The 12,841-nt window shown below is 59.3% G+C and carries 12 protein-coding genes and 1 tRNA gene; 6 read left to right on the forward strand and 7 right to left on the reverse strand.

Annotated features, from left to right (window positions below; translation table 11 throughout):
* Positions 1-466: 466 nt before the first annotated feature.
* On the forward strand, positions 467-727 hold the full coding sequence (locus tag KF719_RS17970) for a glycine zipper domain-containing protein (RefSeq protein ID WP_213332671.1): 261 nt from the start codon (positions 467-469) through the stop codon (positions 725-727).
* 424 nt (positions 728-1,151) lie between these two features.
* Here KF719_RS17970 and KF719_RS17975 read toward each other — a convergent pair whose 3' ends face one another.
* Positions 1,152-1,526, reverse strand: a complete 375-nt coding sequence (locus KF719_RS17975) for a hypothetical protein (RefSeq protein WP_213332670.1) — start codon at positions 1,524-1,526, stop codon at positions 1,152-1,154.
* Between the two features lie 464 nt (positions 1,527-1,990).
* Here KF719_RS17975 and KF719_RS17980 point away from each other — a divergent pair, with 464 nt between their 5' ends.
* Together KF719_RS17980 and gltS are read left to right on the forward strand one after the other, a co-directional pair.
* Complete coding sequence (locus KF719_RS17980; protein WP_293510791.1) at positions 1,991-2,410, forward strand: hypothetical protein; 420 nt, start codon at positions 1,991-1,993, stop codon at positions 2,408-2,410.
* Positions 2,411-2,608: 198 nt separating this feature from the next.
* Positions 2,609-3,814, forward strand: a complete 1,206-nt coding sequence (gene gltS, locus KF719_RS17985; protein WP_293510793.1) for a sodium/glutamate symporter — start codon at positions 2,609-2,611, stop codon at positions 3,812-3,814.
* 158 nt (positions 3,815-3,972) lie between these two features.
* Here the strand turns inward: gltS and KF719_RS17990 are convergent, their stop codons facing one another.
* From KF719_RS17990 to KF719_RS18000, 3 genes are all read right to left on the reverse strand, one after another.
* The gene (locus tag KF719_RS17990) at positions 3,973-5,052 is read right to left on the reverse strand and encodes a patatin-like phospholipase family protein (RefSeq protein WP_293510795.1); all 1,080 of its coding nucleotides are present in this window, start codon (positions 5,050-5,052) and stop codon (positions 3,973-3,975) included.
* Positions 5,053-5,211: 159 nt separating this feature from the next.
* Positions 5,212-5,421, reverse strand: a complete 210-nt coding sequence (locus tag KF719_RS17995) for a hypothetical protein (protein WP_293510797.1) — start codon at positions 5,419-5,421, stop codon at positions 5,212-5,214.
* Positions 5,422-5,682: 261 nt separating this feature from the next.
* Positions 5,683-6,273, reverse strand: a complete 591-nt coding sequence (locus KF719_RS18000) for a hypothetical protein (RefSeq protein ID WP_213332665.1) — start codon at positions 6,271-6,273, stop codon at positions 5,683-5,685.
* Between the two features lie 578 nt (positions 6,274-6,851).
* Here KF719_RS18000 and KF719_RS18005 point away from each other — a divergent pair.
* Together KF719_RS18005 and KF719_RS18010 are read left to right on the forward strand one after the other, a co-directional pair.
* Positions 6,852-7,247 (forward strand): hypothetical protein, encoded by a 396-nt coding sequence (locus KF719_RS18005; protein ID WP_293510799.1) that lies wholly within the window; start codon positions 6,852-6,854, stop codon positions 7,245-7,247.
* On the forward strand, positions 7,244-8,137 hold the full coding sequence (locus KF719_RS18010) for a ParB N-terminal domain-containing protein (RefSeq protein WP_213332663.1): 894 nt from the start codon (positions 7,244-7,246) through the stop codon (positions 8,135-8,137). Before KF719_RS18005 ends, KF719_RS18010 begins: the two co-directional genes overlap by 4 nt.
* Positions 8,138-8,576: 439 nt before the next feature.
* On the opposite strand, the gene KF719_RS18015 is transcribed toward KF719_RS18010, so the two are convergent.
* Entirely contained in the window at positions 8,577-9,605 is a 1,029-nt protein-coding gene (locus KF719_RS18015; RefSeq protein ID WP_213332662.1) for a hypothetical protein, read from the reverse strand.
* Positions 9,606-10,062: 457 nt separating this feature from the next.
* Here KF719_RS18015 and KF719_RS18020 point away from each other — a divergent pair, with 457 nt between their 5' ends.
* Positions 10,063-10,623, forward strand: coding sequence for a recombinase family protein (locus KF719_RS18020; protein ID WP_213332661.1), 561 nt, complete (start codon positions 10,063-10,065; stop codon positions 10,621-10,623).
* Here KF719_RS18020 and KF719_RS18025 read toward each other — a convergent pair.
* Positions 10,587-12,314 carry a DUF6538 domain-containing protein gene (locus KF719_RS18025; RefSeq protein ID WP_293510802.1) on the reverse strand — a complete coding sequence of 576 codons (1,728 nt, stop codon included), beginning with the start codon at positions 12,312-12,314 and terminating at the stop codon, positions 10,587-10,589. The genes KF719_RS18020 and KF719_RS18025 overlap by 37 nt on opposite strands.
* 85 nt (positions 12,315-12,399) lie before the next feature.
* Positions 12,400-12,484, reverse strand: a tRNA-Leu gene (locus KF719_RS18030).
* Positions 12,485-12,841: the final 357 nt, after the last annotated feature.

Below are 12,841 nucleotides of genomic sequence, written 5' to 3' on the forward strand. Positions count from 1 at the left end.
TGGAGCCTATCACCAAGCCGGAAGCGTCGCCAATGCCTCCCTTTGCTTGGACCTGAGGGTGATCAAGCGCGCTCGATGGGACAATTGTTGCGAAATGCGGTGGCGCTCCGTGGAGGAACAAGCCGTAACACCTGGAGACGGAGATCCGGCGCTTGCAGGCGGGTTGGCATCATTCCAGCGGCCAGACCGATTCGTAGGGGACAGCCGATGTCGTCTGCAACAATCCGCCGTTCCGCGCATTATCGAAGGGGAGAGGGTCCGATCCTGAGCTGATCGGCACGTTTATCGGTATGCGCGCGTCGTGTGGCGTCAACGATGGATGGGCTCAGAATGCTCCACAACCGACAGGTAGGGCAGTTCTCGTTGATAGATAAACCGAAAATTCAGCGAGATGAGCGAACGTGTCTTCGCGTGGAGCGCTTGCGGTCAATCTGCGATAAGGACCGGATATCGTGGGAGAATTTCAATGAAGAATTTTATTATTATAGGGTTGCTTGCAATGGGCTTGGTTGCCTGTAACCCCAACGATCGCACCGATCGGACCATCGGTGGTGCCGCCATCGGTGCCGGCGCGGGTGCCCTGGTTGGCGGCTTGGCGACCGGCCGTGCGGGCGGTGCGCTCGCGGGTGCGGCCATCGGCGGTGTCGGCGGCGCCATCGTCGGGAATGCGACGACTCCCACCTGCCGTACCTATGTCTATCGCGGTCGTCGCTATCAGGAATGCTGAAGCAGCGCCGGTGTGAGTAAGCCGCCCGGCGCTTTCCAAAAGGATCCGAAACGGCTCGACCTCCAGGAAAGACTTCCGGGAAAGACGTGCGCTGGTGATCCCGGCGCACGTCGCAAGAGCGGTTTGGGCGGCCAAGCTCGTCGTCGACGGCGCCGCGATGAGATTCGTGTGGGAAGCTGGCGCGACGAATGATCTCTATCACCAATTGCGGCAAGTCACCGCTGGGCTCGTGCCGATATCGCGCTGCGCACTATGGCCCGTGAGATGTAGTTCTACGCGGAGGCGATGACGAGCCGGATCGCGCAGCTCGCCGTCATCGACGCTCATCCCTGCCTGTCACCGGCTGAGCATGACAAGGCCTTGGCGAGGACCAGCAAGACTTTTCGATGTGCTTTCGACACAGCCATTCCAGAGCTCAACCTACCTAGCTCGCCTTTTTTGTCACCAGTGTCAGCGTGCCGTCGTTGCTCAAGCTGGCCACGATGACCTCAGCCGACGTGCGCCCTTTCGATGTCAAGGCGGATTTGATCGCCGGCGTGGCATCAATCGACGCGCGCAGCTGCTGCAGCTCGGTGGGGCTCCGTTGCGCGGCCGCATTGTTGACTTCGGTGCGCGTGGCCTCGGGCAGCTCCTCGATGTCGAGGACCCGGACGCTGCGGATAGGCGGCGCTTCCTGGGGGGCTTGTTGCGAGGTGGCTGGCGGCTGTGTGGCGGGCGGTTGAGTGGAGGGCGCTTGGGCGTAAGCGACCGGGGAAAGCGCCAGGGTGGTGCCTGCCGCGAGTGCTATGATGAGACGCATCGATTATTCCTCAATAGGAAGTTTCGGATGACGTTCGTTGATATATTCACAATGAGGGGCGAATATGTCGGTCAGGTGATCATTCACTGACCGTAGGATGTCTATTCCGTGTGGCGCTTCCAGATTCGCCATGCGTATGGCGCGAATTGACGCTGGATATTCCAAAAAATCTACCTGGCGTGATCATTTTCGTCCGCGAATCCGACCGTCAATTTTAACATTCAATGAATATTATATTTTATTACTCAAAGGGGTTTATCTTTTGAACTTATTTCTTAGCGGAAGCCTGCAATGCGGCCGCGTCTGCACTATTCGCGTCGCCCGGATTTATCCATCTATGTATTGAAGAACTGGGGTAGAAAAAATCAACCTCGATCAGATACGAGCCTCGGCAAAAAGTCATCGCTTGGCGGTGATCTGAGCGAATTGTGCCGAGTGATCTTGAAATATAGTGGAGTGCATCTATGGCTAATGTTCTTGAGAAAGCTGGTACGGCAGCTATAAGAGGTAGCGCAGGTTTGAGGGATTGGCGTTACAAGGAAATAAGACATGGTGACGACGGCTACAATCTCTACCAGGACCGGATGACAAAGAAATACTGGGTTGGAACCGATGACAATCCCCGGCAGGTCTGGCTGAATGATCAGCACAAGTTCAACGAGGCTTGGTCGAGTTCCAGCTTCAAGCAATTCACGCCGTCCTACGTTCCACCCGCCGACGAGCAGTCGATATACGGGGCTCGCACTGTGCGGGATGTCAGCTTGGCAGAGCTGACCGAGCATGACTCCGGCTTTCGCGGGTCGGATGTGCCGATAGAGGATATCCGTGTTACGGGCGTCGACCCCAATGCCGAAATTCAGTCTTTGGCGATGGCCGGTTTCTGACATGCACCTGGATTTGACGTTCGAACGCGACATCCGCAGGGTGGCGCTTCCCGGTGCCGCCTCACCGCTTGTCGCCGCCATCGATCGTGGTCTACGGATCGCCTCATTCTGACGCCTTGCCCCGTGCCTGGGGCGATGAGCCAATGAAGTCGCAACCAACAGTTGCCTGGCATCGTGTCCTTTGCTCTAAGAGCGGACATGACAACGATTGCCGTTCCGGGACTACTGTCCTTCACTATCGCCATCTTGGTGTACTTTACCGGAGCGGGGCTCAATCGGGTGGTTGAGCCGCTGCGACGCTGGAATATTCCAGAGGCGGTCACCGGCGGCCTCATAGCCGCGCTCGTGACGCTCGCGGCCTACCATCTCTTCGATACCGCGGTTGCCTTCGATCTCCAGGCGCGCGACATGCTGCTCCTCTATTTCTTCACGGGGATCGGGCTGAACGCCCGCCTGTCGGACCTCATGGCGGGCGGGCGTCGTCTCGCCATCCTGCTGGCGATCACCATCGTTTTCCTCGTCCTGCAGAATATTATCGCGGTCGGCAGCGTCGCCCTGCTGGGCCTGCCGGAGGGGCTCGCGGCGTTTCTGGGCTCGGCCTCCCTGATCGGCGGCCATGGCACGACGATCGCCTGGGCGCCAATCATCGAGCAGCGTTTCGGGATACCCCAGGCGCTGGAGGTCGGCATTGCCAGCGCCACGCTCGGCCTTGTCATCGCGAGCCTGGTGGGCGGCCCCGTCGCGCGCCTGCTCATAGCGCGCTATGGCCTGAGCGGTCCCCTCGAGAAGGCCCCTATCGTTGGCCTGCCGGATGACCCTGACGGGCACGTGCGGAATGACGTGAGCGCTGTGAGCCTGCTGCGGACTATCCTGGTGCTCAACATCGCCATTCTGATCGGCTTCACCGTGGATGAGCTGTTGGAAGAACTCGGCATCAATCTTCCGCTCTTCGTCGCCTGCCTGATGGTCGCGATCGTCATGACCAACACCATCCCTTACGTCTTCCGCGGGCTACTCTGGCCCACGCGGACAAAGGCGTTGTCGCTCGTCTCCGACCTGTCGCTGAGCGTCTTCCTCGCCATGTCGCTGATGAGCATGCAGCTATGGACGCTCGGTGATCTCGGCCCGGCCCTGCTTCTCGTGCTCGGCGTGCAGACCGTTGCGGCGGTAGCCTACATCCTGTTCGTGGTCTTCCCCGCCATGGGCCGCGACTACGACGCGGCCGTGGTTTCGGCCGGGTTCAGCGGCATCTCCCTCGGCGCGACACCCACCGCCATCGCCAATATGACCGCGGTGACGAAGGTGCATGGCGCGGCCCCCATCGCCTTCATCATCCTGCCGCTCGTCTCCGCCTTCTTCATCGACATCGCCAATGCGGTGGCCATCGGCTTCATGGTGCGCTGAAGCGCGCGTGGCAACCGGTCGAGAGGCACCCGGCATGGGCATTGCGGGGGCGCCATGGCGTATTTTGGCATTGCCAGCGATCGACACGCCATCCGCTCGCCTACAGAATTCAGGATCGAAGCGCGTCAGAGGAACACAAAAATCCGAAATAACCGCGGCTAGGCCCAGAAGTCCTTGATCTTCGGCGCCTCGATCTTGGCGCGCTCATAACCTGCCTTGATCGCGGGAGCGATCTGGCCGGGATCGAGCAGGTTCACGCCCGGTGGCGTGCCGGCGATGATCAGCATCGCTTTGGTGCCGGTCGCCTCCAGTGTTGCTATTTCCTTATGGATATCGTGAGGAATGCCGGTGAGCAGGCTGCCCTCATAGCCATTGGTCAGGGTAATGACGAGCGCGCGCTTCGAGCCGGCAACCAGATCGGTGTGCGCCCAGGTCTTGGAGATGCCGCCATCCATGCAATAGCGCTGCCCCAGTAGTGTCGGTCCCATAACCCCAGGCAGCGAGGAGCTGGCGGCGGCGGCATGGGCGAGCGGAATGCCATTCCTGCGGGCCACATCCTGATGCACCACCAGACGTTCGCCGGTGTAGCAATCATTCGCCGTGGTGAACATCTTGGCGACCGGCCAGTCGGTGCGGCTGTCTCCCGTGAGAAGCCACGCTAACCGCTCGACAGCCCCGCCATTGACGTGGTTGTCCGCCGCCAGCGCCGCATGGCCGATGGCGCGGATCGAAGCGGCATCACCGCTGGTGACCTTGAAGTTGATCTCTTGCGCGCGCTTCTGGCTGGCATTGGGGGCGGAGAGCGGCGCGAGCTTGGCGAACAGGCTTGGAAACTGCCCGAAGAACTCGATCTCGCTGCGCATTCGCAGGAAATGCCCGGACGTGAGCGAAGAGCCGGCATAGGAACCGGCCGAGGTGCCCACCACCATCTCGGCGAGGGCCGCCGGATCGACGCCGAGTTCGAGCAGGCCGTGGAAGAAACCACAATACCATGCGACGTAGTATTCACCGCCGCCACCGAGCACCAGCGTGCGGTCGAGCCCGGCAGCGAATCGCGAGGGCACCGGCTTGTCGGGGACCGGGACGGCGAGGCCGTCGGAGGCGAACAGACTGTCGCTGACCTGCGTGGTCATCGCTTCCAGCGGTGTTGGTGTCTGGGCAAGAACCGGCGAGATCGCCGCCGCACCGACGGAGACAGGCACTAACGCGGATGCTTTGAGGAAATTCCGGCGTTTCATGATGGTTAACTCCGGTGGGGAGCTGGGGAAGCTGATACCCGTTTTGATCCGCGGCCTTATCCCAGGGCATTACGATGTGTCCGGCATACCCAGGAAGCAACCTGCTACGTGCCAAGTCCCGTCCTTACTTTACCAGTGTACCAACGAGGCGTTGGAAAGCTAAAGCCTGCTTGGAGAAGCAGGATGGGTGTTTCTGCGAGTTACGTTAACGCCCATGGCCGCAACGGTGAACGTGCGGTAGGTATCGCCCACACGAACGGTGAGTTTCTGGTTCTTCAACGTCTCGATGAGCTCAGCGGAAACGCGGCCACGGAAATACAACACGCCGGCGTCCGGGTGCTTCCAGGGCTGCGACATCGCGATGACCATATGTGCCTCTCCTGTGTACCAGGGCGAGAGGCTGAAACCCTTACGTGCCTTGAAGTTCTTGCTGCGCAAGGCGTCAAGAGATCAATGGTGCCCAGGAAAGGACTGGCTATCAGCCAGGTAAACTCATTTAAAAACAGCTAGTTACGTTACGCCCCATTCGTTCTCTGTAGCACTCTGTTGTAGTTACGTCCATTCGTAGCTACTGTTCGTGGTGGCGAGGAGCTGAACGATTGCCACTCCTCCGTGTCGCGACGGAGGACATCAGGCGTCAGAGAAGTCCTGTCCCGAAATGAACTCAAGGAACGCCTCGCCAAGTCCTGTTAAGCCCGACCGCATCCCAACATTGGTGTTGCCCATGTTGATGCTGACTAAACCTTCGTCTCGAAGTTGGCTAAAAACTTGGGAGAGTAGTCCTGCCTCGCTTAGTTCTGGGAATGTAGCCGCAAGCGCACGCTGTAGGTTCCCGTCCTCCCGCTTTCCTTGAAAATTCATGGTGACCTCTGCCATCGTTCCATAGCTGTCGGGTGAATGCAGCGCTCGAAGCATCATTATGTGGGACACGGAAAATCGGTCCAGATAATGCATAAACTGGCCGCGAAATAATTCGCTAGGACCGGCGCCAAGTCCTACATTCAGCACGGCATTTCGAAGAGCCGCTAGCTTCTCCTCGTGGTGGGTCTTCATGGCTATCGTCGTAGCTTCGTAGACTGCGCTAACAAACTCTGGTTTGCCCGCGAGAAGATGCGGATCGAAGCTCTCCGATTGCTCCCGAAGCCGTGCCACTTCGGCTGCAAGTGATCTAAACCAATCCGTACGCCGCTTCTCGAGTGGAGAACCAATGGCAACGTCCATCAGCTCTTGGAGGAACGTACCGGCGAATGGGACTACCCCAACCGTGGCGCGAGCTGTCCTATATGCCACTTCATCGGCGACTTCCGTCGGGTGTTGCGGTAGCGTGTCCTTGTCACACATAAGCTTCCCCTTCCCCCTTAGGCGAGGCCAAGCTTAATGCGTAGCCCTCCTGGCTCATAGGCCTTACCCTAATCGCAGCACCGTCTCCGACTCATCAAACGGCGCGCTCTGGCCATCACCACCTGCACCCGCTATTCATTTCCGTCTCTGTCTGGCTAGGCAGGGCCGCAGATATTGAGCTTTGCATGAGTCGCCTTTGTCGAGCACCCGGTTGCTCCTCGCAGACCACCTCCCGATACAGCCCATATTGCACCACCCATCGCGCACGGTTGCGGCGTCATGGCGCGGTCGATCAGGAGGCAGTCACCAAGGCCCAGCTCGCGCCTTATCTCAGGCAGGTCGTGAGGCGGGTGGAGAAGAACAAGAGCAGCCCCCTATGGGCGCAGCTTGAGGAACGCTGGGAGGCCCTCCAAAGTCACGCGCGGGGTGTTCTAGCCGCCTATCAGCGGGGACAGCCTATGGTCCGGTATGAGCGGATCGCGGCCCATGCCATCGTCACCCTCGGGGAACCCCTGGAGCCGCGCGAGGTGATCCATACGGTGCTCGCGATGTTCATGATGCAGCAGGACCAGCCTCACCGGTTCCCCAGCGATGCAGGCTTCAGGATGCAACTGGTGCGGCGTGTGCGGGGACTGGCCGAGGTCAATGCGGGCGAGTGGTACGATCACAAGACCGGTAAGACAAAGCGGGTTTACAAGGACCTCGCACCGAAAGCGGCTGTGATCATCGGGCAGTGGCTGGCTGAGGCATTCGGGGGCGCTGGCATCCATCTCGCGAAGCTGGAAGAGCGGGACAGGCAGAAGCAGCAGGATGAAGTGAACGCCTTGCATGAGGCGCTGAAGGGACTGGAATGAGAAAGAAGAGGTCGGGCGTTGATGACGAGGGAGCAGGCGGCATCTTCAGCTCACGGAAGCACCCAAGCGCAACGACGTTCAAGTGGGAGCGGCTCAGGAAGGACCTTGCTGGGGCCGAACGGGAGCAGCCGCTGGGACCCTACAGCGTGCCGCTCGGGGATATCCGACGCGACCCCGTGTTTCAGATCAGGGATGGCCTTGACTCGCGCAACCTGACGCGGCTGGCAGGAGTCCTGCGATCGGGCACACGGTTGGACCCAATTGTAATTGCGGCACTTGAAGCCCACGAGGAACATGGCGGCTTTGAGACCTCGCTTGCCATCATCGATGGCCATCACCGGTATAATGTCCATCAGATGGATGGTAGGCAGGAAATTGAGGCCTACGTTATCAGGACGACGCGGCGGCAGGCCAGATGGTTGGCGGCCGAAGCTAATCTCAGGCACGGGCAGCCCCTTAAAGCGCGAGGCCTGCGTGACGTACTGAAGGCCTACATCCACGCGCGCAGGCACATCAACGCGAATGGTTCGCTCAAGAGCTATCGCGACATCGCGGAGGTTCTAGGCGCCCCAAAGTCTAGTGTCTTTCGCTGGATACGGGAGGACCATCGTGCCGTCGCCGAGCGGATGGCGAATGAGGATGCGCCCAAACCCGAAGGTGGCCTACAGGCCCTGAAGCGTCGCAAGGACGCCCTTGCGGGAGCCCGAGAGAACTTATCGAGCCTCTTCCTGGCGTTCGATGAGGCAACCAGTTGGGCCGATCGGGATGAGCTCGTTGGGCTTCTAGCCAGCGCGTTGAAGGAGCTTCAGGCGCGCCATGAAGAGGAAGACGAACTCAGCGCTCGCTGGGGGCAGGTCGATGACGCGTCAATGGACGGCCAAGATTTCTAGCTCTGCTGTCCCATTGGGACACTTAGAGGCAACAGCGCGGGTTGTTAGTCTTTGTAAGATAAAGAAAAATTCCGCTCAATCAGCGAGAGAATTACTCTCAGCCGATCGTTAAGAGCTGTGTGGTCGCTCCAGCGGAGAAGCATCGCCGGAGATGACCTCTAAGGCTGGTGAGCCAGTATGCCGAACAAACTCGCCACCATTTTGTCCATGACCATCCGGGTGGACTTTTCGGGAGACGATGCTGGGACGAAATCTCGCTTCTCTTAACCTTGGAGAAGCTGGCCTTGGGTGGTGAGATCTGAAGTTAGCTGTGAGTGCGGCAGTGTCGAGGCGAGCTGATTTCGTCCTCGGAGACACCCTCAGATTAACTGATAGCGTTAAGCGATGGGCAAGTGTGGACTTATCAGCCCAGCGATGAGCCGCTTCGGCCTTAGCTCCGCTAGCTGGAACCGCCGCTAGATGAGGACAGCTTGGGTAAGACCTCTATCAACTTAGTCGCGGAATAGTTGTCTTGGCCGCCTGATGCACGAGTGTAGCCGGTGTCCTGAGGGCTGAAGATGCAGGCTGCTGCATGCGTCAGAACGACATCGCGTCGGTCTTCGCCGCTGGCGGCATCCGTGAGTGATTTGAAGGTCAGCAAGGCATTCTGACGGTGTCGGTTCACGATGCCGTTGTGCTTGTGCGAAAGGAAGTTCCTGGCACACAGCGCCACCATATAGGCGATCACGCCAAATATCAGCAACTTGCTCAACCCAACCTGTACAGCTTCATATGTCGTTGTTGGGGTGATCCACGGGATTTTGTGAAGAAATACGCTGACAGCAGCGAACCCGCCTAGACCAATCGCGGTACGGACCGTGTAGGTCCGCCATTTGTCCGCCGAGGTCTCGTGCTTTTCGGCTTCATCCTTGAAATAGATGGCTTGCTGCGACACGCCCTGTTCGGCGGCAGCCTGCCTAACTTCGTTGAGGATACGCTGAACTTCCTCGCGATCCTTAGCGAATTGCTCCATGACTAAACCGGCCTGATCCGTCGCAGACTGTACGGCAGCCCGAGCTGCGCGCTCCAGTGCACCAAAGTCGCGCTGGCGACTGGTGAGGTACCCTACTAACGGATGAACAATGTTAAAAATATCATCGTATAACCTTTTGAGCGACTCGATGTACTGCTGTCGGAGAGCAGCCGGGTTCCCATCAGTTTCGGTAGAGAACTGCAATATGCTTTGTAGCGTGCTGTAAAAGCTATTTGCCAGATCGCGGATTTGCTGAAGTGATCCAGTGGGGAGGTCTTTCAGGTGCTCGATTGGGAGTTGCTGGAAAAGTCCGATGATCCGCTTAGCGGGTTCTACGGCGGCGTCGAATGATAGGCTTGAACCGAGAACGTCGCGTCGAGGCAACTGCTCTGCATCGAATTGTTGAACTCTCTCAAGTGATTTGCTCGCTTCGACAAGCATTTCGGCAGCCATCATTTCCCCCCCCCGACCGTCCACCTTCTGCTATGCTCTAACAACTCGCACTCACGGTAAAGGGCACTCTTCCTCACGGCCCGCTTGAGCCCCGAGTCGGACATCCAAAATTTCCCCGGAAAAAGTTTGACACAGGATCGATCAGTTGCCTGCTTTGAGGTTCCCCCAGTGGGGGCCTCGGTAGGTCCTTGTCCTGCCAAAAGTGAAGGTAAATGACCGCACGCAGGTGTTTCCGCGCCGGTTCCACGTATGCCGGTGAAGATTTCGATCCGCTTTCCAATTGTCTGCTCACGAAGGAGTTCCTACGCATCGTCGATCTCGCAAAACTCGTCGTTCCGATAGGCCAAGCCCCAGTGAGTCGTTCCAAGGCATGAGCTTTGCCGTTCCGTATAAATAGTATTGACTTTCGGAACGGTCGGCCTCACGTTGTCTAAGACTTCATTGGAACGGATGGCGGGTCATGCTGGTCGGGTACGCGAGAACAAGCACAGTCGAGCAGGAAGCGGGCCTGGAGGCCCAGGTCAGGGACTTGGAAGCCCTCGGGTGTGAGCAGGTCTTCAGGGAGCAGACAAGCTCAGTAGGCTCCAGGAAGGGCCTTGAAGAGGCCATCGCGTACTGTCGCAAGGGCGATACCTTCGTGGTCACCAAGCTGGACCGGCTGGCCCGTTCGGTTCCCCACATGTGGGAGATCGTCCGTGCCCTTCAGGCGAAGGACGTTGCCATCCGCATCCTCAATCTCGGCATCGATACGACCACACCCACGGGCAAGCTCATGCTCAGCGTCCTTGGGGGTGTTGCGGAGTTCGAGCGCGAAATGATGCTGGAGCGGCAACGCGAAGGCATCGCCAAGGCGAAGGCCGATGGCAAGTACAAGGGCCGGAAGCCGACCGCGAGGGCCAAGGCTGAGGAGATCAAGGCCCTATCGGCTCAAGGGGTCAGCCTGTCGGAGATCGCGAGGCGCCTCGAGATCGGCAAGGCGTCAGTTCACAGGGTGTTGACTGGAGCAGGCACCGCGTCTTGAGGGGCACTGCGGGTGATGTCTTGCCGAGGAAATTTCGCCATCGACTTCGCGACCATTACGTAATGAGTCATGCCATATCGGGCGCTGCTCTTTCCTGAACTCCACCCTTGAATGAACTCGTTATCGTCCATCGACAGCTCGGCCAGTCGCCATTGAGCACGAAAGCGGTGACGCCAGCCGTGGTTGGGGGCCACCCTAGGGTCCGTTACGATGCTGCGCGCCAGCTCGGCAAGCCTGTTCTTCAAGCCTTGAAGTGGCCCCAACACGTCCCCCTCGGCAGATGGCGTGAGGAACAAGTGGCCGGGTGATGCCGAAGTCACAAACTCGGGAAATCCCTTCTCGATCAGATGGAGGTGTACGGTAACCCATCGAGGCTTGTCGGTCTTCACGGTTCCCGCCTCCGGGGTGATGTGGATGATCCACATACCGTCTACCAGCTTTATGTCTTGCTTCCGAAGCTGAGCAACTTCGCCTACCCGAGCGCCAGTGTACGCCATGAGCCAAGGCAGCCATCGTTTGCCCGCAGCGGTTTTCGGATGCTCATTGCCCGGAGTATACAGGTCCGCAGCCTTCAGAAGGGCGGCAGCTTCCTCATCCGTGAAGCCGGGGTCACGCTGGAGATTGCGTACTCGGGCGCGCTTGATGGAAATGCCGGTTGCCGGGTTCGAGGGCACCCGGTGGTTGATCACAGCCCAGCCGAACAGGGACTTCAGCGCCACAAGATCGCTATCCATGACGGTCTTGGGTAAAACCGGCTTGTTGGTCCTCGGGTTGATCGACGCCAAGCGGTGATCCTTGAATGCCACCACGTCCGCAGGAGCCACATGGGTTGCGTCGTCGTGCCCGAGGAAGGTGATGAAATACTTCACCGTACGCGCGTAGCTGTCATACGTGCTGGGTTTCGTCCCCGTGGCTTGGGCTTCCTTCCACCAGTCGGCCAGCAGCGATGTGATTGTTTCCCCATTCTTCGGCTTCGAGGATGCGCGTTCTGGTCTTGAATGACTGGCAGCCGCAGGCTCAGGCATCAGCGGCGTTTCGATAGGTTCGCCCTGATCGCGCTCCCGGCGGGCCTTCTCGGCGTTGATAGCTGCGCTCTGAAGGGCTCGGGCGATGAATTTACGGCTTGGGGAGTTGGGAGCGAGGCGGATGCCGAACTGCGGCCAGGACATGACCTCATCCACTTCCCCAGCATAAAAGGGATCGATGGTGCCGCGAGCCCATTGTGCTCGGTTGTGGGCGTCCAGCCATTCGCGATCCGCCTGCCGCGCGTCGAAGGTCGGCCGTTTGAAGCCATCTCGGGCTATGAGATCGTTCGCCGCTTCAGGGTCGTCAGGCCGTTCAAGGGGAAGCCGAGGCTCATCACTGAAGCCATCGAGCCGCACCTCCTCGTCTTCTTCGAGGAGAGCGGCGTAATAGACTTTCCCAGCGCGCGCGATCGTCTCGTTGTCCACTTCGTCCAGCATGGGGCCGGACAGGAGAGCTTGTCGCCTGCGGTGCTCCTGCCACTCACGCTCAACGGTAACAGCCATCTCCGCGTGGCGCGTTCGGGCCACGGCGGCGTCCTTGGTGTCTAGCGTCTTGTTGATCTCGGTCTTGCCGATGATACCGCGCAAGTCCTGCGGGACCGCCTTTCGGAACCAATAGACGCCAGTCTTCCGATGCTTGAAGGGACGTGCCATCGTCAGAGCCAATTGTATCACCCGTTTGTAGCACTCGGGCGACGTAACTCTCTGATCTATCAGAATTTACCGATCCATCAATCGCTTAGCGGATCAATGGTGCCCAGGAAAGGACTCGAACCTTCACGCCTTGCGGCACAGGTACCTGAAACCTGCGTGTCTACCAATTCCACCACCTGGGCAGGTGGCCTCCCCATCGGGGTCGGCAGGCGCTCTTTAGAGGGTCGCCGCATCACCTGTCAACGGCATTCGTCATGCCGCGGTCATATCCGGCCTGATGGTATGGGAAAACATCGGGCGTCAAAGGGGCGGCTATCCCCTGGCTGCCACGCCACAGCTTCACGCGCACCGGAAAGGCTTTTGCATTCGCGGTCTCGCCGGACGTTGTGGAGAGGGGCGGCGCGCGGCATCCCCGGCCTGATGCGCCTCGGTGGGCTCGATTCGTATCGTATCGGCGCGGCGCGAAGATCAGAGCGCTTGACGGGCTCATTGACCGTATCGCCTTGAGAGCGGCTGACATCTCCGTTGGCCTAGGGGGG

Origin of the sequence: Parvibaculum sp., assembly GCF_019635935.1 — a bacterium.
In the GTDB taxonomy this organism is placed as follows: domain Bacteria; phylum Pseudomonadota; class Alphaproteobacteria; order Parvibaculales; family Parvibaculaceae; genus Parvibaculum.